Annotated in this window: 17 protein-coding genes; 10 read left to right on the top strand and 7 right to left on the bottom strand. The window is 72.1% G+C overall.

Features of this window, described 5'->3' with window-relative positions; all coding sequences use genetic code 11:
* Positions 1–87 precede the first annotated feature (87 nt).
* Entirely contained in the window at positions 88–1287 is a 1200-nt protein-coding gene (locus tag OG624_RS27620; RefSeq protein ID WP_033218877.1) for an acetyl-CoA C-acetyltransferase, read from the bottom strand.
* 135 nt (positions 1288–1422) lie between these two features.
* On the opposite strand from OG624_RS27620, the gene mce reads away from it, so the two are divergent.
* The 7 genes from mce (at position 1423) to OG624_RS27585 (ending at position 11721) form a co-directional block, all read left to right on the top strand.
* Positions 1423–1851 (top strand): methylmalonyl-CoA epimerase, encoded by a 429-nt coding sequence (mce, locus tag OG624_RS27615; protein WP_008738238.1) that lies wholly within the window; start codon positions 1423–1425, stop codon positions 1849–1851.
* Positions 1852–2043: 192 nt separating this feature from the next.
* The gene (scy, locus tag OG624_RS27610) at positions 2044–6600 is read left to right on the top strand and encodes a polarized growth protein Scy (RefSeq protein ID WP_033218872.1); all 4557 of its coding nucleotides are present in this window, start codon (positions 2044–2046) and stop codon (positions 6598–6600) included.
* Between the two features lie 195 nt (positions 6601–6795).
* Complete coding sequence (locus tag OG624_RS27605; protein WP_033218870.1) at positions 6796–7734, top strand: cellulose-binding protein; 939 nt, start codon at positions 6796–6798, stop codon at positions 7732–7734.
* Between the two features lie 102 nt (positions 7735–7836).
* Positions 7837–8832: an ABC transporter ATP-binding protein gene (locus OG624_RS27600; RefSeq protein WP_033218868.1), complete on the top strand. Its 996-nt coding sequence runs from the start codon at positions 7837–7839 to the stop codon at positions 8830–8832.
* Positions 8833–8834: 2 nt separating this feature from the next.
* Entirely contained in the window at positions 8835–9605 is a 771-nt protein-coding gene (locus OG624_RS27595) for an ABC transporter permease (RefSeq protein ID WP_033218866.1), read from the top strand.
* 146 nt (positions 9606–9751) lie between these two features.
* The gene (locus tag OG624_RS27590) at positions 9752–10888 is read left to right on the top strand and encodes an ABC transporter ATP-binding protein (protein ID WP_033218864.1); all 1137 of its coding nucleotides are present in this window, start codon (positions 9752–9754) and stop codon (positions 10886–10888) included.
* Complete coding sequence (locus OG624_RS27585) at positions 10885–11721, top strand: ABC transporter permease (protein ID WP_033218862.1); 837 nt, start codon at positions 10885–10887, stop codon at positions 11719–11721. Before OG624_RS27590 ends, OG624_RS27585 begins: the two co-directional genes overlap by 4 nt.
* Before the next feature lie 30 nt (positions 11722–11751).
* On the opposite strand, the gene OG624_RS27580 is transcribed toward OG624_RS27585, so the two are convergent.
* The gene (locus tag OG624_RS27580) at positions 11752–12078 is read right to left on the bottom strand and encodes a hypothetical protein (RefSeq protein WP_030009607.1); all 327 of its coding nucleotides are present in this window, start codon (positions 12076–12078) and stop codon (positions 11752–11754) included.
* Between the two features lie 229 nt (positions 12079–12307).
* Here OG624_RS27580 and OG624_RS27575 point away from each other — a divergent pair, with 229 nt between their 5' ends.
* Positions 12308–13339 carry an LLM class flavin-dependent oxidoreductase gene (locus OG624_RS27575; RefSeq protein WP_033219118.1) on the top strand — a complete coding sequence of 344 codons (1032 nt, stop codon included), beginning with the start codon at positions 12308–12310 and terminating at the stop codon, positions 13337–13339.
* Between the two features lie 94 nt (positions 13340–13433).
* Here the strand turns inward: OG624_RS27575 and OG624_RS27570 are convergent, their stop codons facing one another.
* Positions 13434–13826, bottom strand: a complete 393-nt coding sequence (locus OG624_RS27570; protein ID WP_030037139.1) for an SCO5389 family protein — start codon at positions 13824–13826, stop codon at positions 13434–13436.
* A 220-nt stretch (positions 13827–14046) separates the two neighbouring features.
* On the opposite strand from OG624_RS27570, the gene nucS reads away from it, so the two are divergent.
* Positions 14047–14718, top strand: coding sequence for an endonuclease NucS (gene nucS / locus OG624_RS27565; protein ID WP_030764075.1), 672 nt, complete (start codon positions 14047–14049; stop codon positions 14716–14718).
* 55 nt (positions 14719–14773) lie between these two features.
* On the opposite strand, the gene OG624_RS27560 is transcribed toward nucS, so the two are convergent.
* The 4 genes from OG624_RS27560 to OG624_RS27545 all read right to left on the bottom strand — a co-directional run bounded on the left by OG624_RS27560 (position 14774) and on the right by OG624_RS27545 (position 19553).
* A complete protein-coding gene (locus tag OG624_RS27560; protein WP_063734062.1) occupies positions 14774–17317 on the bottom strand; it encodes a hypothetical protein in 2544 nt (847 codons plus the stop codon).
* A gap of 192 nt (positions 17318–17509) precedes the next feature.
* Positions 17510–17833, bottom strand: coding sequence for an STAS domain-containing protein (locus OG624_RS27555; RefSeq protein ID WP_030720869.1), 324 nt, complete (start codon positions 17831–17833; stop codon positions 17510–17512).
* 175 nt (positions 17834–18008) lie between these two features.
* Positions 18009–18857, bottom strand: a complete 849-nt coding sequence (locus OG624_RS27550; RefSeq protein ID WP_033218858.1) for a 3-hydroxyacyl-CoA dehydrogenase family protein — start codon at positions 18855–18857, stop codon at positions 18009–18011.
* A 156-nt stretch (positions 18858–19013) separates the two neighbouring features.
* A complete protein-coding gene (locus tag OG624_RS27545) occupies positions 19014–19553 on the bottom strand; it encodes a hypothetical protein (protein WP_033218856.1) in 540 nt (179 codons plus the stop codon).
* Positions 19554–19652: 99 nt separating this feature from the next.
* On the opposite strand from OG624_RS27545, the gene OG624_RS27540 reads away from it, so the two are divergent.
* Positions 19653–20225: a cob(I)yrinic acid a,c-diamide adenosyltransferase gene (locus OG624_RS27540; protein ID WP_033218852.1), complete on the top strand. Its 573-nt coding sequence runs from the start codon at positions 19653–19655 to the stop codon at positions 20223–20225.
* Position 20226: the final 1 nt, after the last annotated feature.

Genomic DNA, 20226 nt, shown 5'->3' with positions numbered 1-20226 from the left:
ACCGGGCCCGGGAAGGGGGCGTCCGCCAGGCCCGGGGAAGAGGGCCGCCGGGGCGCCCGCGTCGGGGACCCGGCGGCCCGGCTCCGCCTACTTGGCGACGCGGACGATCAGCGCGTCGCCCTGGCCGCCGCCACCGCACAGCGCGGCCGCGCCGACGCCGCCGCCACGGCGCTTCAGCTCCAGCGCCAGGTGCAGCACCACACGGGCGCCGGACATGCCGATCGGGTGCCCCAGGGCGATGGCGCCACCGTTGACGTTCACCTTTTCCGGGGTCACGCCGAGGTCCTTCATTGACTGCACGGCGACCGCGGCGAAGGCCTCGTTGATCTCGATGAGGTCCAGGTCGGAGACCTCCAGGCCCTCCTTCTTCAGGGCGTGCAGGATCGCGTTCGACGGCTGCGACTGGAGCGAGTTGTCGGGACCGGCCACGTTGCCGTGGGCGCCGATCTCGGCGATCCACTCCAGGCCGAGCTCCTCGGCCTTCGCCTTGCTCATCACGACCACGGCGGCGGCGCCGTCGCTGATCTGCGAGGAGGTACCGGCGGTGATCGTGCCGTCCTTGGCGAAGGCCGGACGCAGCTTGCCGAGGGACTCCACGGTGGTCTCGGGACGGATGCCCTCGTCGGTCGAGAAGATCACCGGGTCGCCCTTGCGCTGCGGGATCTCCACGGGGACGATCTCGGCCTCGAAGACGCCGTTCTTCTGCGCGGCCGCGGCCCGCTGGTGCGAGGCGGCGGCGAACTCGTCCTGCGGGGCGCGCTCGATGCCCAGGCGGGTGTTGTGCTTCTCGGTGGACTCGCCCATCGCGATGTTCTCGAAGGCGTCGGTGAGACCGTCGTAGGCCATCGCGTCCAGCATCTCGACGGCGCCGTACTTGTAGCCCTCGCGGGTCTTGGGCAGCAGGTGCGGGGCGTTGGTCATGGACTCCTGACCGCCCGCGACCACGATGTCGAACTCACCGGCGCGGATCAGCTGGTCGGCCAGCGCGATCGCGTCCAGACCCGAGAGACACACCTTGTTGATGGTCAGGGCGGGCACGTTCATCGGGATGCCGGCCTTGACGGCGGCCTGGCGGGCGGGGATCTGGCCCGCGCCGGCCTGCAGCACCTGGCCCATGATCACGTACTGCACCTGGTCGCCGGAGATCCCGGCCCGGTCCAGCGCGGACTTGATGGCGAAGCCGCCGAGGTCGGCACCCGAGAAGGACTTCAGCGAGCCGAGCAGCCGTCCCATGGGCGTGCGGGCCCCGGCGACGATCACAGAAGTGGTGTTGTTCGATCCGGACATGAGGCACAGCCCCTTGGATGAGGAGTGAACGAGGGTTTACGTGAATGTACTGGGCGGTACCTCAGCGGTCACCCGGGTGCCGGTGTGATCGCGCGCACGTTGCGTGACGACCCCCTTCGGCGGTGCACTGTCACCATGCTGACAAGAATCGACCACATCGGGATCGCCTGCTTCGACCTGGACAAGACTGTCGAGTTCTACCGTGCCACGTACGGCTTCGAGGTGTTCCACTCCGAGGTCAACGAGGAGCAGGGTGTCCGCGAGGCCATGTTGAAGATCAACGAGACGTCCGACGGCGGCGCCTCCTACCTCCAGCTCCTGGAGCCCACCCGCGAGGACTCCGCCGTCGGCAAATGGCTGGCCAAGAACGGCGAGGGCGTCCACCACATCGCCTTCGGCACCGAGGACGTCCAGGGGGACTCCGAGGCCATCCGCGGCAAGGGCGTCCGCGTCCTCTACGACCAGCCCCGCACGGGATCCATGGGGTCCTCCATCACCTTCCTGCACCCCAAGGACTGCCACGGCGTTCTCACCGAACTGGTCACCTCGAACCCCGAGCACTGACGGACCACTGATGGCCCGATTCCCCGGCCGGTAGAGTGGCCATGGCTCGGCCGGGGTTCGGTGCGGAGACGGGGTCGGGGCCTGTGATCCCTGCCCCGGTATCTGACACCATTCCCCCGGGGGCGTCGTTCAGCGGGCGAGCGATGCTCATTGGGAGTGAGCTTGCGACCAGGGGACGGATGGGACCGCGCTGTGCGGGGCTACGAAAGCCAGGAGAGCCATCAGGCCGAGGCCGACCATCTCTCGCGCTTCGAGGCCGAGATGGAGCGGCTGAAGAAGGAGCGCGGGAAGGCCGTCCAGCACGCTGAAGACTTGGGATACCAGGTCGAGGTGCTGCGCGCCAAGCTTCACGAGGTACGACGCGCGCTGGCGTCCCGCCCCGCCTACGACGGCGCGGACATGGGATACCAGGCGGAGCAGCTGCTCCGTAATGCCCAGATCCAGGCCGACCAGATGCGTTCGGACGCCGAGCGCGAGCTTCGTGACGCCCGGGCCCAGACCCAGCGCATCCTCCAGGAGCACGCCGAGCACCAGGCGCGCCTGCAGGCCGAGCTGCACGCCGAGGCCGTCAACCGCCGTCAGCGCCTGGATCAGGAGCTGGGCGAGCGGCGCCAGACCGTCGAGGCCCACGTCAACGAGAACGTGGCCTGGGCCGAGCAGTTGCGGGCCCGTACCGAGGCCCAGGCTCGCCGGCTCATGGAGGAGTCCCGCGCCGAGGCCGAGCAGTCCCTGAACGCCGCCCGCGCCGAGGCCGCCCGGGTCGCCGAGGAGACCCGGCGCCGGATGGCCGCGGACGCCGAGGCCGCCCGCGGGGAGGCCGAGGCCACCCTGCTGCGTGCCCGCAAGGAGGCCGAGCGGCTGCTGACCGCCGCCTCCTCGCAGGCCCAGGAGGCCAGCGAGCACGCGGAGCGGCTGCGCTCCACCACGAGCGCCGAGGCCGAGCACACCCGTCAGCAGACCCTGGACCTGGGCCGGCTGGCCGAATCCCGGGTGCAGGAGGCCGACTCCGCGCTGCGCGAGGCCCGCGCCGAGGCGGAGAAGCTCCTCGCCGAGGCGAAGGAGAGCGCCACCCGGCAGCTGACGTCGGCGGAATCCGTCAACGAGCAGCGCACCCGCACCGCCAAGGAGCAGGTCGCCCGGCTGGTCGGCGAGGCCACCAAGGAGGCCGAAGCCCTCAAGGTGGAGGCCGAACAGGCCCTGGCCGACGCCCGCACCGAGGCCGAGCGGCTGCGCGCCGAGGCCGGCGAGAGCGCCCGTACGGCGGCGGCCGAGGACATGGCGGCCCAGCTGGCGAAGGCCGCCCGCACGGCCGAGGACGTACTGAACAAGGCCTCGGAGGACGCCCGGGCCACCACCCGGGCCGCGTCCGAGGAGGCCGAGCGGATCCGTCGCGAGGCGGAGGCCGAGGCCGACCGGCTGCGCCTGCAGGCGGCGACCACGGCCGACGAGCTCAAGGGCGCCGCGAAGGACGACACCGAGGAGTACCGGGCCCGCACGGTCGAGCTCCAGTCGGAGGCCCGACGGCTGCGCGGCGAGGCCGAGCAGCTGCGCGCCGAGGCCGTCGCCGAGGGCGAGCGGATCCGCGGCGAGGCCCGCCGCGAGGCCGTCCAGCAGATCGAGGAGGCGGCCCGGACCGCCGAGGAGCTGCTCGGCAAGGCCAAGTCGGACGCGGACGAGCTGCGCGGCGGCGCGACCGCCGAGAGCGAGCGGGTGCGCGCCGAGGCCGTCGAGCGGGCCGGCACGCTGCGCAAGCAGGCCGAGGAGACCCTGGAACGGACCCGCGCGGAGGCCGAACGGCTGCGCGCCGAGGCCGAGGAGCAGGCCGAGGGCGTACGCGCCGAGGCCGACGCCGCGGCGGTCGCCCGGCGCCAGGAGACCGAGCAAGCACTGGCCGCCAAGCGCGCGAAGGCCGACGAGGAGCTCGTACGGCTGCACACGGAGGCCGAGACCCGGCTGACGACGGCCGAGCAGACGCTGCGGGAAGCCCGCGGCACGGCGGAGAACATCCGCCGGGAGACCACGGAGGAGAACGACCGGCTGCGCGCCGAGTCGGCGGAGCGGATCCGCACCCTGCAGACGCAGGCGGAGACCGAGGCCGACCAGCTGCGCACCGAGGCGGCGCAGGACGCCGGCCGGGTGCGCGCCGAGGCCGAGCAGTCCGCCGTGCGGCTGCGCGGTGAGGCCGAGGCCGAGGCGGAGCGGGTGCGCTCCGAGGCCCAGGAGACCGCGGACCGGCTGCGCGCCGAGGCCAAGGCCGCGGCCGAGCGGGTCGCCGCGGAGGCCGCGGAGGCGCTGGCCGCCGCGCAGGAGGAGGCCGCCCGGCGTCGCCGGGAGGCCGAGGAGACCCTGGCGTCGGCGCGGACCGACGCGGACAGCGAGCGGGCCCAGGCGCGCGAGCAGAGCGAGGAACTGCTGGCTCAGGCCCGCAAGCGCTCCGAGGAGGCACAGGCCGAGGCGGTCTGGCTGACCGAGGAGGCCGAGCGGCGCGCGTCGGAGGTCGTGTCGGCGGCGGAGGCCACCGCCCAGCAGGTACGGGATTCCGTGGCCGGGCTGCACGAGCAGGCCGAGGAGGAGATCACCGGGCTGCGCAACGCCGCCGAGCACGCGGCGGAGCGTACGAGGTCGGAGGCCGAGGAAGAGGCCGGCCGGGTCCGCGCCGACGCCTACGCGGAACGGGAGCGGGCCACCGAGGACGCCAACCGGGTCCGTAGCGAGGCGCGGTCCGAGACGGACGCGGCGAAGGCGCTGGCGGAGCGCACGGTCGCCGAGGCCATCGCCGAGGCCGAGCAGCTGCGTGGCGACACCGCCGAGTACGCGCAGCGGGTGCGTACGGAGGCCACGGACGCGCTGGCCGCCTCCGAGCGGGACGCGGCCCGGACCCGGGCGGACGCCCGGGACGACGCGAACCGGATCCGCGGCGAGGCGGCGGAGTCCCTGGAGGCCGCGCGCGCCGAGGGCGCCCGGATCACGGCCGAGGCGACGGCGGAGGCCGAGCGGCTCACCGAGGAGACCCTGGCGGCGAACGCGGCCACGGTCGACGAGGCGACGGCCGAGGCCGAGCGGATCACCACCGAGGCGGCCGAGATCGCCGAGGCCAGTCGTATCGAGGCCGCGGGCATCCTGGACGAGGCACGGGCCGAGGGCAACCGGCTGCGGACCGAGGCAGCGGAGCAGATCGACCGGCTCATCACCGAGGCCTCCGCGGAGGCCGACCGGCTCACCGAGGAGACCCGCGCCGCGAACGCGGCCACCGTGGGCGAGGCGTCGGTGGAGGCCGAGCGGCTCACCACCGCGGCGAACCGGCTCAAGACGCAGGCGGCCGAGACGCTGGCCGGCGCCGAGCGCGACGCCGCGCGGATCATGGTCGACTCGCGTGCCGAGGGCGACCGCCTGATCGACGAGACCCGTGTGGCCAACGAGGCCACCGTCGCCGAGGCGGCGGCGGAGGCCGACCGGGTGCGCGCCGAGGCGGCCGCGGTGCTGGACGACGCCCGCGCGGAGGGTGGCCGGATCATCGGCGAGGCCACCGCCGAGGCGGACCGGGTCACGGTCGCGGCGAACGAGACGCTGGCGGGCGCCGAGCGCGACGCCGAGCAGACGCTGGACGAGGCGCGCGCCGAGGCGAACCGGCTGCGCACCGAGGCGGCCGAGCAGGCGGACCGGCTCGTCACGGAGGCCGTGTCCGAGACGGAGAAGCTCACCGAGCAGACCCGCAAGGACAACGAGCGCACCGTCGGCGAGGCGGCCGGCGAGGCGGAGCGGCTGCGCGCCGAAGCGTCGGAGGCGCTGTCCTCGGCACAGGAGCACGCGACCCGCACCCGGTCGGAGGCCGAGCGGGTCAAGGCGCAGGCCGCGGCCGCGGCGGAGCGCACCCGTGCCGAGGCCCGTACCGAGTCCGAGCGGCTGCTGGACGAGGCGCGCGAGGCGGCCAACAAGCGCCGTAGCGAGGCCGCGGAGCAGGTCGACCGGCTCATCACCGAGGCCTCGGCGGAGGCCGAGAAGCTCACGGCCGATGCGCAGAAGCAGGCCCTCGCCGCCACCACGGCGGCCGAGGAGCAGGCCGACGCGATGGTCGACGCGGCCCGCAAGGAGGCCGTGCGGATCACCTCGGAGGCCACCGTCGAGGGCAACTCCATGGTGGAGAAGGCCCGTACGGACGCGGACGAGCTGCTGGTCGGCGCGCGCACGGACGCCGCTGCCATAAGAGAACGGGCGGAGGAGCTGCGCGGCCGTGTCGAGGGCGAGGTCGAGGAGCTGCACGAGCGGGCCCGCCGGGAGTCGGCCGAGCAGATGAAGTCGGCCGGCGAGCGCGTGGACAAGCTGGTGCGCGCGGCGACGGAGCAGAGCGTCGAGGCCGAGGCGAAGGCCAAGGAACTCGTGTCGGACGCGAGCAGCGAGGCGAGCAAGGTGCGCATCGCCGCGGTCCGCAAGGCGGAGGCGCTGCTCAAGGAGGCCGAGCAGAAGAAGGCGGAGCTGGCCCGGGAGGCCGAGAGCGCCCTGGCGGAGGCCAAGGCGGAGGCCGAGCGCCTCGTCGAGGAGGGCCGCCGTGAGCTGGAGGTCCTCGTCCGCAGGCGGCAGGACATTCAGGGGGAGATCTCCCGTGTCCAGGACGTGCTTGAGGCGTTGGAATCATTCGAGGCGCCTTCGGGTGGCGGAAAGCCCACGGTGGGCGGCCAGGGCGCGGGGAGTGCCAAGGCCGGGGTCTCCGCAGGCTCCACTCGTTCGGGTGGCAAGTCGTCGGAGGGGTAGCCAAATGCTCCGGGGTGTGTGCACCTGATGAAGGTTCAGGCGAACGGGTGACAAGCGTTCTGCTGTCTTGCCACTCAAAAGGGGTGTCATTGTCCAGATCAAACGCGGATTGACTCGATGACACGCCGTCTGGGCGCCTAGGATTCCCCTAACACCTCACGTAGCACCTCATCGGTCTCATTCGACAGGAACCCCATGAGCGACACTTCCTCCCCCTTCGGCTTCGAGCTCGTGCGGCGTGGTTACGACCGTGGTCAGGTGGACGACCGCATTACCAAGCTGGTCTCCGACCGCGACAGCGCCCTTGGACGTATCAACTCTCTGGAAAAGCGGATCGAGGAGTTGCACCTCGAGACGCAGAACGCCCAGGCCCAGGTGACCGACGCCGAGCCGTCGTACGCCGGCCTCGGCGCCCGGGTCGAGAAGATCCTGCGGCTGGCCGAGGAGGAGGCGAAGGACCTGCGCGAGGAGGCCCGTCGCGCGGCCGAGCAGCACCGTGAGCTCGCCGAGTCGGCCGCCCAGCAGGTGCGCAACGACGCCGAGTCGTTCGCCGCCGACCGCAAGTCGAAGGCGGAGGACGAGGGCGTCCGCATCGTCGAGAAGGCCAAGGGCGACGCTTCGACCCTGCGCGCCGAGGCCCAGAAGGACGCGGCCTCCAAGCGCGAGGAGGCCGACGCCCTCTTCGAGGAGACCCGCGCCAAGGCCGCCCAGGCCGCCGCGGACTTCGAGACCAACCTGGCCAAGCGCCGCGAGCAGTCCGAGCGCGACCTCGCCTCCCGTCAGGCCAAGGCCGAGAAGCGTCTCGCGGAGATCGAGCACCGCGCCGAGCAGCTGCGCCTGGAGGCCGAGAAGCTGCGTACGGACGCGGAGCGCCGGGCCCGTCAGACCGTGGAGACCGCGCAGCGCCAGGCCGAGGACATCGTGGCCGACGCCAACGCCAAGGCGGACCGCATCCGCAGCGAGTCCGAGCGCGAGCTGGCGGCGCTCACCAACCGCCGCGACTCGATCAACGCGCAGCTGACCAACGTCCGCGAGATGCTGGCGACCCTCACCGGTGCGGCCGTCGCGGCGGCCAACCCGATCGTGGACGACGAGCCCGTCACCCGCGGCGTCCCGGCTCAGCAGAGCCGCTGATTACCGGCGGGTAGCACGCGGCACCCGTCGTGCGCCCGATCGAGGGCCCTATGTCACCCTTTTGAGGTGGCGTAGGGCCCTCGGGCGTTCTAGCGTGTCCGCATGATCGAGCTTGAGGGCCTTACCAAACGATTCGGCACGACCACTGCCGTGGACCACCTCAGCTTCCAGATCCGACCGGGGGTGGTGACCGGCTTCCTGGGCCCGAACGGCGCAGGCAAGTCGACGACGATGCGCATGATGCTCGACCTCGACAACCCGACCAGCGGCACGGTGCGGGTGTACGGGAAGCACTATCGGGACCTGTCGGAGCCACTGAAGCACGTCGGGGCGCTGCTGGACGCGAAGGCCATGCACGGTGGCCGAAGTGCGTACAACAACCTTCTCTGTCTGGCGCAGTCGAACCGGATCCCGCGGCAACGGGTGGACGAGGTGCTGGACCTGGTCGGCCTGACGGCCGTGGCGAAGAAGAAGTCCAAAGGATTTTCGCTCGGAATGAGCCAACGGCTGGGAATCGCCTCTGCATTGTTGGGCGATCCGGAAATCCTGATGTTCGACGAGCCGGTCAACGGCCTGGACCCCGAGGGAATTCTCTGGATCCGCAATCTGATGAAGGGCCTGGCTGCGGAGGGAAGGACGATCTTCGTCTCCTCCCACCTGATGAGCGAAATGGCGCTGACCGCGGACCATTTGGTCGTCATCGGGCAGGGAAAGCTGCTGGCCGACCTGCCGATGGCCGATTTCATCCAGCAGAACTCGCGCAGCTACGTACGGCTGCGCTCGCCGCAGCAGGAGCGGTTGAAGGACCTCCTGCACGAGGCCGGGATCAACGCGGTGAGCGTTCCCGCCACCGGAACCCTGGAGATCGACGGCGCCGGTGCGGAGCAGCTCGGCGAGCTGGCCGCCCAGCACCAGATCGTGTTGCACGAACTCAGCCCGCAACGGGCGTCACTGGAGGAAGCGTTCATGCGGATGACGGCGGACTCCGTCGAGTACCACGCCCACGCACCGGGCATGGCCGCCGACAACCCGGCCCGGCCGGCCGACGTCCCCGCCTGGGGCGCCGGCTTCGAGGCGACCCGCAAGGCCGGTGAGTGACCATGGCCTTCACCGCCGTCCTGCAGTCCGAGTGGACCAAGATCCGCACGGTCGCCTCCACCAGCTGGACCCTCGCCCTCGTCTTCCTCGTCACCGTCGGGTTCGCCGCGCTGTTCAGCGCCACGTTCGACCCGGACGGCCTACCGGCGGCCCAGCGGGCCACCTTCGACCCCACGGCGATGAGCCTCGGTTCGATGCAGCTCGGACAGCTGGCCATGATCGTCTTCGGTGTGCTGGTCGTGAGCACCGAATACAGCACGGGCATGATCCGCACCTCGCTGGCCGCCGTACCCCGCCGGGAGCACTTCCTGCTCGGCAAGATGGCGGTGGCGACGGCGCTGGCCCTGGTCGTGGGACTGCTGACCAGTTTCGTGTCGTTCTTCCTCACCCAGGCGCTGCTCGGTGATCTCGGCATCGGGATCGGCGAGGAGCACGTGCTGCGCGCCGTGACCGGCGCCGGACTGTACCTGGCGCTGCTCGCCCTCTTCTGCATGGGGGTGGCGGCCATGCTGCGCAGTTCGGTCGCCGCGATCAGCGTCCTGGTCCCGTTCTTCCTGATCGTCTCGAACCTGCTCGTCGGTTTCGACGCGACCCGGACGGTCGGCCAGTACCTGCCGAGCAACGCCGGTGGAAGGATCATGCAGGTCGTTCCCAACGCGTTCGACGCCCCCGAGACCCCCTACGGTCCGTGGGGCGGCTTCGGGATCATGGTTCTGTGGACGCTGGCCGCGGTACTCGGGGGCTACGCCATCCTCCGCAAGAGGGACGCCTGACCTCACGCCCGCGTACTACGGGTGATCCCCGGGTCGGACTCAGGGGCAGCTCAGGGATCCGGCCCGGGACGGAACCGCAGGAACCTCGTTATCCTCTTAACCCTTACGCGGGCGAAAGTCGTCCCGGCCTGGTAAGGGGCAGCAAGATGATCGAGGCAGTCGGCCTGACCAAGCGCTTCGGCGCCAAGACCGCCGTCGACCAGCTGTCCTTCCAGGTCAAGCCGGGTCACGTCACCGGCTTCCTGGGGCCCAACGGCTCCGGGAAGTCCACCACCATGCGCATGATCGTCGGTCTGGACCGGCCCACGTCCGGTCATGTCACGATCAACGGCCAACCCTTCCGGGAGCTGCCGAACGCCCAGCGGCACGTCGGGGCCCTGCTCGACGCGAAGGCCGTGCACGGCGGCCGCCGGGCCCGCGCCCACCTGCTCTCCATCGCCCAGCTCTCCGGGATCCCGGAGAAGCGGGTGGACGAGGTGCTGGCCGTGGTCGGCCTCCAGGACGCCGCCCGGCAGCGTACGAAGGGCTTCTCGCTCGGTATGGGCCAGCGGCTCGGCATCGCCACCGCGCTGCTCGGCGACCCGCAGGTGCTCCTGTTCGACGAGCCGGTCAACGGGCTCGACCCCGAGGGCATCCTCTGGGTCCGCAACCTCATGCGCCGGCTCGCCTCCGAGGGCCGCACCGTCTTCGTCTCCTCGCACCTGATGAGCGAGATGGCGCTGACCGCCGACCACCTGATCGTGATCGGTCGGGGGCGGCTGCTGGCCGACATGGGAACCCAGGAGTTCATCGCGCACAACTCGGCCGGATTCGCTCGGGTGCGGACGGCCGACACCGATCCAGATGGCTGGGACACGCTGGGTAAGGCCCTCACCAAAGCGGGCGGGCGGGTCCTCCAGGAGCCCGACGGAGCACTGCGTGTGACCGGGCTGGAGCTGCCGCGCATCTCCGACCTCGCGCACGAGGCGGGCGTACGGCTGTGGGAGCTGTCACCGCACCGGGCCTCGCTGGAGGAGGCGTACATGCGGATGACCCAGTCCACCGTCGAGTACACCTCCACCGACGACCCGCGGGCCGAGCTGTGGGAGCCGGAGCCGCTCTCCCTCCCGGCCTGGGAGGACGAGGCGGAGGCGGAGACGGATCCCGAGGTCCCGCAGACCGGCTTCTACGCTCCCCCGCCGCCCGGGGCGGGCGGGCAGCCCTTCCTGATGCCCGGCAAGCCGGGCGAGCTCGCGAGCACCACCAGGAACACCACCCCGCGCACCCCCGAGGACACCCGATGACCCCGACGACCACGACGGCGGAGCAGTCCGGGAGCTACAGCTCCTCCCTCGCCACGCCGCGGCCGCACCTGGGGCACGCCATGGCCTCGGAGTGGACCAAGCTGGTCTCGCTCCGCTCCACCCTGTGGACGCTGGCTGCGCTCGTGCTGACCGTGGTCGGCGTCGGTCTGACCGTCGTCTCGCAGACCACGGACGTGGACTACACGCAGATCAACTTCACCACGCCCGCGCTCATCGGCCTGCTGGTCGGCCAGCTCGCGGTGATCGTCCTCGGGGTGCTGACCATCAGCTCGGAGCACGGCACCGGGCTCGTGCGGACCACCTTCACCGCCGCCCCGGACCGGTACCGGGTGCTCACCGCCAAGTACCTCGTCTTCAGCATGGTGGCCTTCGCCGTCACCGCGCTGTCGGTGTTCGTGGTCGGGGTCACCGCGGCGGTCATGCGCGGCGGCACCGCGTCCGGCCCGCACGCGGCCGGTGAATGGTTCGGAGCGCTGCTCGGCTGCGGCTACGTCACCCTGCTCGGCGTGCTGGCGCTCGCGATCGGCGCGCTGGTGCGGCACTCGGCCGGGGCGATCGCCGTGATGCTGGGCCTGGTCACGCTGCCGCCGGTGATCGGGGCCATGCTCAGCATGTGGGAGGCCGTCGCGTCCGCCGGCGAGCTCATCCTGCGCCACAACGTGCCGGTGGCACTGATGACGCTGTTCGGTCTGCCGCAGGGCGGCGACGTGGGCCCGGAGCCGAGCACCGTCTCGCAGCTGATGCTCATCGTGCTGGTCACCGGCGGCGCGGTGATCGCCTCGTACGTGATCGTCGGCCGCCGGGACGTGTAGGCCGTCCCCTGCGGATCGGCCTCGGACCGGTCAGTACCGGGGAGCGTTACGGGACCGCTGCACCTTCGAGGTGCGGCGGTCCTTCGCGTTCCAGCAGGCCTTGTGCCAGTGCCGGCGGTCGTCCACGCCGCCGTACTCGGGCCAGGCCACCAGGTGCGGGGTACCGGAGGGGATCTCCTGGTCGCAGCCGGGGCAGCGGTAGCGCTTGCCCGCCGCGCTCGCGCCCGCGACGTGCCGGACCTTCCAGTCCTCCCCCTGGTACTCCTCCGTGCGCTCCAGCCCGTAACGGTCGAGGCCGGTGCTGGGGCGTTCGTCCGGGGTCTCGCCGCCCCTGGGGCGGTTGTTGCGCGGTGACACGTATACCTCACGGATGGGCGGACGGCAGTGACTTTCTTCCAGACTACGCGCAGCGAGGCCGGGTACCCGCAGGGTTGCCGATGAAGGCGGTCGCGCGAAGAGGAATGGCCCGACAATCCCAATAACTTTCCTGTCAGCCCGTGCCTTTGGCACGTGTCAGACGTTGTTGCCATAGGAAGAACCGGTCCACCTGGGGGAGGCCGCGTCAGCCGCGAGGAGGATGAAGGCGATGCGCGTAGGAGCGTTTGTACTGGCGGCCCAGTTCCCGGGCCAGGGACAGGGAGAGGCACTGCACCGGGCGGTGCGGACCGCCGAGGTGGCCGAGGAGGCCGGACTCGACTCGGTGTGGCTCGCCGAGCACCACTTCGTCCCGTACGGGGTCTGCCCCTCGGCGGTGACCCTGGCGGCCCTGCTGCTGGGCCGGACCCGGCGGCTGCGGGTGGGCACCGCGGTGAGCGTGCTGCCGAGCACGCACCCGGTGGCGCTCGGGGAACAGGCGGCCCTGCTGCACGTGACCTCGGGCGGCAGGTTCACCCTCGGGGTGGGCCGCGGCGGGCCATGGGTGGACCTGGAGGTCTTCGGGGGCGGCCTGGACAGTTACGAGAACGGCTTCCCGGAGGCCTTGGACCTGCTGCGGCGCTGGCTGACGGAGGCCCGGGTCGGGGCCTTCGGCGAGCGGTACGAATTCCGCGAGGTGGCCGTCGTACCGCGCCCCTCGGAGGCCCTGGACGGGGACACGGCGGGGCCCGAGGTCATCGTGGCCTGCACCTCGGCGGCCTCGGTCCGGATGGCCGCGGAGCGGGGGCTGCCGATGCTCCTCGGGATGCACTGCGGGGACGAGAGCAAGGCCGAGATGGTCGCGCTGTGGCGCAGCACGGCGCTGGCTGCGGGCCACCCGCGCGAACGCGTGGAGGACGCGGGACACGTCTCGGCCGGGGTGTGCCAGATCGCCGACCGTACGGCGGACGCGCGCGAGACCCTGCTGAAGGCGATGCCGGGCTGGCTCAGGCAGGGTCTCGACGCGCATGTGACGGTGGACGGCCGGGTGCGCGCGATGCGGGATCCGGTCGCCTACACGGAACTGCTCTGCGACCTGCACCCGGTGGGCACCCCGGAGGTGGCGGCGGACCGGCTGGCGGCCACGTCGGCACGGACGGGCATCACGCGCTTCGCCCTCCTGACGGAGGGCTCCGGAGATCTCGCCGCGACGGAGGAGAACGTACGACGACTCGGCGCCGAGGTCCTTCCCCGTCTCGGCTGAGATCCGCCGGTCCTACCTGGGCCGTTTCTTTCGGATCACGCCGGAGGGCCCGGACATGATCCGAAAGAGGCGGCCAGGACACGGCCGTGTGTGCCTAGCAGTCCCGCAGCTCGGGCGACTGGTTGAGCAGCTGACCGCGGATCGAAGTGAACTTGGCCAGCCGGTCGTCGACCGAGGGATCCAGCGGGAAGACCGCCACCCGGTGACAGTTCTGGAATGCCAGGCGCACTCCGAAGTGCCGCTGCAGCGCACCGCGTATCGCGTCACTCGCGAGGGCGCGCAGCAGCTGCCCTCGCGCCTGCTCGTCCGGCGGCGGCGTCTGGTTGTCGGCGAACTGTCCGCCGTCCACCTTCAGCTGAGCCACCAACGAGCTGATCATCTCCCACGCGAAGGGCAGGGAGGTCCGGACGCAGTCGACGAAAGCGGCTTCGTCGACCTCGCCTCGCTCGGCCTGTTCGAGTAGGGCCGGTGAGACGTCGAGCGACATGGGTTCTCCTCTCGCGACCCCGGCTGTTCGGGTTGCCGGAGTCTTACGGGCAGGGAAGGAGGTCGCGACGCAGAGTGCACGCTCGACAACCTCCCGCTCACCACGGTAGGCGTCCCATCGGTGACGCACCAGGAGAATGCGCATACAACGCGCCATCGGCGAACGGGGCTTTCAGGGGCGAATCGCGTGAAGGCCTTCTCGTCGAGTAGCGTTGCCGACCATGCGTCTCGTCATTGCCCGCTGCTCCGTCGACTACGCGGGCCGGCTCACCGCCCATCTGCCCTCGGCACCCCGTCTGATCCTCGTGAAGGCTGACGGCAGTGTCTCGATCCACGCGGACGACCGAGCGTACAAACCGCTCAACTGGATGTCGCCGCCGTGCACCCTCAAGGAGGGGAGCGGCGATGAGGCCAACATCTGGACGGTCATCAACAAGGCGGGCGAGAAGCTCATCATCACCATGGAGGAAGTCCTCCACGACTCCTCCCACGAGCTGGGCACCGACCCGGGACTCATCAAGGACGGCGTCGAGGCACACCTCCAGGAACTCCTGGCGGACCGCATCGAGACGCTGGGCGAGGGCTACACGCTGATCCGGCGCGAGTACATGACGGCGATCGGCCCGGTGGACATCCTGTGTCGGGACGCGTCGGGCGCGACGGTGGCCGTGGAGATCAAGCGCCGCGGTGAGATCGACGGTGTCGAGCAGCTGACGCGCTACCTCGAACTCCTCAACCGCGACCCGCACCTGGCCCCGGTCCGGGGTGTCTTCGCGGCCCAGGAGATCAAGCCGCAGGCGAAGGTCCTGGCGACGGACCGCGGCATGGACTGCGTGGTCCTGGACTACAACGCGATGCGCGGCATCGAGGACGACAAGCTCCGCCTGTTCTGATCCTCCGCTCCACCCCGCACCACGGCTCCGTCCCTCGGGACGGAGCCGTCGTCGTTCACCCGCCGGTGGCCGGTGAGCCGGCCGGGGTGGTGGTACCCGTCTGGGTGGTGGTCGCCGAAGGCGACGGCGTGACGGTCTCCGTCACGGTGGGCGTGGGCTGGGCACCGGTCGGCGAGGGCGAAACGGCCGTCGGCGGCGCGGAGTTCGGCGGCGTCGAGGACGGGCGGCGCGACGGGGTCCGGACGGGGCTGCGGCCCGGGGTCGGCGCGGCGCTCTGGCCGGGCTCCGGGGTCGCGGTCGGCGGGGCCGACACGGGCGGCTCCGGTGCAGGATCGTTCCCGCTGTTGGCCACGGTCGGGTCGGGCGCCGTGACGGTGGGGGTGGAGGTCACCGCCGGTCCCTGCGCCGGCGGTCCGCTGTCCGACGAGCTCAGTGCCAGGCTGACGACGGTGCCCAGCGCCACCACGGCCAGCGCGCCCGCGCCGGCCAGCAGCACGAGCCGGCGACGGCCGGGGGCCGGGGCGGGTGCGGCGGTGGGACGGGGGGCGGTGGGCGGTGCGGGCTTCGGATCCAGTGGGAAGGCGTCCTCGAAGACCTCGGACAGGGTGGTGGGCGTCTCCGAGCGGGCGGTCACCGGGACGACCGGGGTCATCCGCGTCACCGCCTCGGCGGAGACCGGGACCGCCGGAGCCACCGGGGGCACCCGGGTCGTGGACGCCTCGGAGGCCGCCCGGGAGTCCGCGGCGGACGCGGTGGACGAAGCGGACGAAGCCGGCGAGGGGGACGGAGCCACCCGCGGTGCGGCGGCGCCACGTTCGGCCGGGGTGGTCGGGGTGGTCGGGGTGGTCGGGGTGGCCACCGTCACGGCTTCCGGAGCCGCCGCCGGGGCGCCCGGTGCCGGTGCCTCCAGCCGCAGCGGGGGTGACACGGCCGCCCCCGCCGTCTCCCGGTCGACGACCAGCGCCAGCGCCCGCCGTCCCGCGACGGTGCCCCGCTTGTCGGCCAGGGCGCCGCGCAGCCCGATCGAGGTCTCCAGCTCGGCGCGCGCCCGGTCCAGGCGCTCCTCGCACAGGGCCAGCACACCGAGCTCGTGGTGGAAGTACGCCTGCTCGGCGACCTCGCCGGCCTTGCGCGCCGCCTCCGCTCCCGAGCGCAGCACCCGCTCCCAGGCCTCCCAGTGCAGCGAGGCCGCGAACGCCGGGGCCGCCGTGCGCGCCAGCAGCACCGCCGCGACCACGTCCGCGCCGGCCAGCGCCGCGAGCACCGCGTCCGCCTCGGCCGCGACCCGCTCCGGGACCACCGAGGCGTGCCCGGTCCACCAGGCGTAGTGCCGGGCGGCCGTACGGGCCTCCTCCGAGGCGGTGTCCCCGTACCCGACCTCCTCCAGCTGCCGGGCGACGCCCGCGGCCAGCCGGTACCGGGTCCCGACGGGCGTCAGCAGCCCGCAGGCCAGCAGCTCCGCCACGGCCGTGTCGGCGTGGGTGTCCCCCACCAGCGCGGGCAGGTGCGCGTGGTGCGGCAGCTCGCCGCCCAGCGCGCACGCGATCCGCAGGGCCGCGCGCGCCGACTCGCTGACCCGCGAGGCGAGCAACTCCGCGGGGGCTGCGCCTTCGGCGAGGGTCGGCAGCGGCACGTGCACGGCGTCGCGGGGGCGTTCCTCGAAGACGCCGGGCTCCTCCTCCTCGTCGTCCTCGTCGCTGTGGTTGAGCTCGTCCCGCTGCCGCAAGAGCGCTGCGGCCTGTACGAAGCGCAGGGGCAGCCCCTCGGAGGCGAAGCGCAGGTCCCCCGCCCAGGCGGATTCCTCGTCCGTCAGCGGCCGTCCGACGCCCGCTTCCAGCAGTTCCAGGCAGTCGGCCTTGCCGAGTCCGCCGAGGAAGACCTCCTCGATGTGCGAGTCGTCGGAGGGGGCCCGGGTGTCGGGGGTCGCGGCCAGCAGGTAGGCGCATTCGGGGGTGGCGCGCATCAGTTCGTCGAGGGCGGTTCCGCCCATCTCCAGGTCGTCCAGGAGGACGACGGCGCCTATCTCCCGCACGCGGGCCAGGAGCTCGATCCGGCCGGGGCGCTCCCGCTCGGCCTCGTACACGGTCGCGTAGAGGGCGTGGAGCAGTTCCCCGGGCTGCTGCTGCCCGAATCCGCTGAGCCGTACGACGCCGTCGGGCGCCAGGCCCGCGCACCGGTCGGCGACCGCGTCGAGGAGGGCGCTGCGGCCGGATCCCGAGGGTCCGGTCAGCCGTACGGATCGGCCCCGGCCCAGCAGCCGGACAAGGCGCTCCCGCTCCTCCTCGCGCGCCTGCAGAGGGCGGACGAGGGCGGCGGGGCCCGGCAGTACGGGCGGCCGGGCGGCGGCGGTGCGGGCCGCGCGGGCGGCCGCGTCGCGCTTGGCGGGGAGGGCCGGTTCGGTGCCGGGGCGCAGCGGTTCGATCTCGCTGCCGTCGACCGGGTTGACGGTGAGGGCGAACCCGCCCGCGGTCAGGCTGACGACCCGCGCGGGTCCGGCCGCCGCGGGTGTCCCGGGTGTCGCGGGCGCGGTGGGCGCCGCGGGTGCGGAGCCGCCCGTGGGCTGCTCGTGCTGCTCGGTCCGCCCCTGTGTACGGTCCATGACCCAGTCCCCCGATCGCGGGCCGCGCGCCTCGCCGTCGTACCTCCCGGCCGTGGCGCACCCGCTGTCGCCACCGGTCCGGTTTCCGCCCGAACCCTAGACCGTGGCCGGGCGTGCGGGAAACCGCAGGGGTGCGATCACCACCGGACCGTTACGTTTCCACAGGGAACCCGGAGGCCGGCGGCTTGTCGGTCAGACGCGGGGCAGGGACTCCGCTTCCAGGCCGCCCTCGATCGCGAGGATCCGGTGCAGCCGGGTCGCGACGAGCAGTCGCTGCATCTGCGGGGGCACGCCGCGCAGGACCAGGCGGCGGCCGGTCCGGCCGGCCCGGCGGTGCGCTCCCATGATCACGCCGAGGCCGGTCGCGTCCCAGGAGTCGAGCCCGGTGAGGTCGAGGACGAGATCGCCCTGCCCGTCGTCGAGGGCGGAGTGGAGGACCGTACGGGCGTCCGCCGCGCTGCGCACGTCGAGGCGGCCCCCGACTGCGAGTTCGGCGTGGTCGCCCCTGATGTGCATGTGTACTCCCGGCGGTACTGCGTACGTATGGTCCGACTGGTCCGTGGTCGGCAACTCTCACTGCAACTGACTGCCGCACGGGCAGGGAAGTTGCCGACCGTGAGCGAACCGATACCTAATTCACCCTGGGGGGTGACGGCATTCGAACGGTGGTGCTCCGTGGCAGGGCCAGGCCTCAGTGCTTGTAGAAGCCCTGGCCGCTCTTGCGGCCGATGTCCCCGGCGTCCACCATCCGCCGCATGAGCTCCGGCGGGGCGAACTTCTCGTCCTGGGACTCGGTGTAGATGTTGCTGGTGGCGTGCAGCAGGATGTCGACGCCCGTGAGGTCGGCGGTGGCCAGCGGGCCCATCGCGTGCCCGAAGCCGAGCTTGCAGGCGATGTCGATGTCCTCGGCGGAGGCGACGCCCGATTCGTACAGCTTCGCGGCCTCGACGACCAGCGCGGAGATCAGACGGGTCGTCACGAAGCCGGCGACGTCGCGGTTGACGACGATGCAGGTCTTGCCGACGGACTCGGCGAACGCCCGGGTGGTGGCGAGGGTTTCGTCGCTGGTCTTGTAGCCGCGTACGAGCTCGCACAGCTGCATCATCGGGACGGGCGAGAAGAAGTGCGCGCCGACGACCCGCTCCGGACGCTCCGTCACGGCCGCGATCTTCGTGATCGGGATGGCGGAGGTGTTGGAGGCGAGGATCGTGTCCTCGCGGACGATCTTGTCCAGGGCGCGGAAGATCTCGTGCTTGATCTCGATCTTCTCGAAGGCCGCCTCCACCACGATGTCGACGTCGGCGACCGCGTCGAGGTCCGTGGTGGTGGTGATGCGCGCGAGGGCCGCCTGGGCGTCCTCGGCCGTCATCTTGCCCTTGGAGACGAACTTGTCGTAGGAGGCCTTGATTCCGTCCGTGCCACGGGTCAGCGCGGCCTCGGTGACATCGCGGAGCACGACGTCCCAACCCGCCTGAGCGGAGACCTGCGCGATTCCGGATCCCATGAGTCCGGCACCGATGACGGCGAGCTTCCCAGCCACTACACACCCCTCGTTTCCATACGGCACAGTCACGTAGCCACTCCGGCGGAGACTAGCGCCCGGGCGGTGCGGTGTGACCGTGAAGTAACACGCGTCACGTCTCAGATGACGGACATCACACCGGTACGGCCCAGCAACCCTCCCCCGCCGTCCAGTTCACCCGCCCTCGTCCTCGGCGTACCTCTCGGCCAGTGCGCGCAGCCGCTTCAGCTCCTTGCGCGCGGCGCCGAGGTGGCCGATCTCGACGGCCATGGCGGCGCGTCCCGCGAGGTGAAGGGCGTCCGCCCGGGCCTGCGCGTCCGCCTCCGGGCGCGCGCGGATCTCCCGCCGCAGGTGGTGGATCGCGCCCAGGATCCGGCGCGCGGCGAAGACCTTCGCCTCCTGCGACGGGAGCTGTGCGCGCAGCATGTCCTTGGCGTAGTCCCAGACCCTCGCGTCGTGCTCGAAGGCGGTCGGCTCGCCCGGGTGGTGCGGGTGCCCCGCCCAACGGGCTGCGTGTTCGCGCAGGTCGTCGATGCGGTCCAGGGCCTCCCGCAGGCGCCCGGCGGCCACGGCCGCACGCCCGGCCCGGGCGTTCTCGGCCGAGGCGCGCAGGGCTGCCGGGCCGTCCGCGTCCCGGGTGGCGAGGAAGCCCGCCAGGAGATCGATCTGCTGGGCGGCCTCGGCGAGCCGCCAGATGTAGTACACGTCGGCCACTTCGCCGCTCCCCTCCGGGGCCACGGCCCCACCGGACCGTACGTGAGCAGCGGCGACCTCGCCCGGAATTTCCCCCGCGGGCCCGTCTACCCTGGCCGCATGGTGAACCTCACGCGCATCTACACCCGTACCGGCGACCAGGGCACGACCGCCCTCGGCGACATGAGCCGCACCGCCAAGACCGACCTGCGGATCTCCGCGTACGCCGACGCCAACGAGGCCAACGCGGCCATCGGGACGGCGATCGCGCTCGGCGGGCTGTCGGCGGACGTGGTGAAGGTCCTGGTCCGCGTGCAGAACGACCTCTTCGACGTCGGCGCCGACCTGTGCACCCCGGTGGTCGAGAACCCGCAGTACCCGCCGCTGCGCGTGGAGCAGTTCTACGTGGACAAGCTGGAGGCGGACTGCGACCACTTCCTGGAGCAGGTGGAGAAGCTGCGCAGCTTCATCCTCCCCGGCGGCACCCCCGGCGCGGCCCTGCTGCACCAGGCCTGCACGGTGGTCCGGCGCGCCGAGCGCTCCACGTGGGCGGCGCTGGAGGTGCACGGCGAGGTGATGAACCCGCTGACCGCCACCTACCTGAACCGCCTCTCCGACCTCCTGTTCATCCTGGCCCGGGTGGCCAACAAGGAGGTCGGGGACGTGCTGTGGGTGCCGGGCGGCGAGCGCTGAG

Origin of the sequence: Streptomyces virginiae (genome assembly GCF_041432505.1) — a bacterium.
GTDB lineage: Bacteria > Actinomycetota > Actinomycetes > Streptomycetales > Streptomycetaceae > Streptomyces > Streptomyces virginiae_A.
Note: the sequence above shows the minus strand (reverse complement) of the source record. Positions and strands in the feature narration are given on the sequence as shown.

Coding starts and splice junctions, on each gene's coding strand:
- mce (WP_008738238.1), top strand. CDS start 1,423: ATGCTGACAAGAATCGACCACATCGGGATCGCCTGCTTCGACCTGGAC.
- OG624_RS27560 (WP_063734062.1), bottom strand. CDS start 17,317: ATGGACCGTACACAGGGGCGGACCGAGCAGCACGAGCAGCCCACGGGC.
- OG624_RS27585 (WP_033218862.1), top strand. CDS start 10,885: ATGACCCCGACGACCACGACGGCGGAGCAGTCCGGGAGCTACAGCTCC.
- OG624_RS27540 (WP_033218852.1), top strand. CDS start 19,653: ATGGTGAACCTCACGCGCATCTACACCCGTACCGGCGACCAGGGCACG.
- OG624_RS27570 (WP_030037139.1), bottom strand. CDS start 13,826: ATGTCGCTCGACGTCTCACCGGCCCTACTCGAACAGGCCGAGCGAGGC.
- OG624_RS27595 (WP_033218866.1), top strand. CDS start 8,835: ATGGCCTTCACCGCCGTCCTGCAGTCCGAGTGGACCAAGATCCGCACG.
- OG624_RS27590 (WP_033218864.1), top strand. CDS start 9,752: ATGATCGAGGCAGTCGGCCTGACCAAGCGCTTCGGCGCCAAGACCGCC.
- OG624_RS27600 (WP_033218868.1), top strand. CDS start 7,837: ATGATCGAGCTTGAGGGCCTTACCAAACGATTCGGCACGACCACTGCC.
- OG624_RS27555 (WP_030720869.1), bottom strand. CDS start 17,833: ATGCACATCAGGGGCGACCACGCCGAACTCGCAGTCGGGGGCCGCCTC.
- OG624_RS27620 (WP_033218877.1), bottom strand. CDS start 1,287: ATGTCCGGATCGAACAACACCACTTCTGTGATCGTCGCCGGGGCCCGC.
- nucS (WP_030764075.1), top strand. CDS start 14,047: ATGCGTCTCGTCATTGCCCGCTGCTCCGTCGACTACGCGGGCCGGCTC.
- OG624_RS27605 (WP_033218870.1), top strand. CDS start 6,796: ATGAGCGACACTTCCTCCCCCTTCGGCTTCGAGCTCGTGCGGCGTGGT.
- OG624_RS27575 (WP_033219118.1), top strand. CDS start 12,308: ATGCGCGTAGGAGCGTTTGTACTGGCGGCCCAGTTCCCGGGCCAGGGA.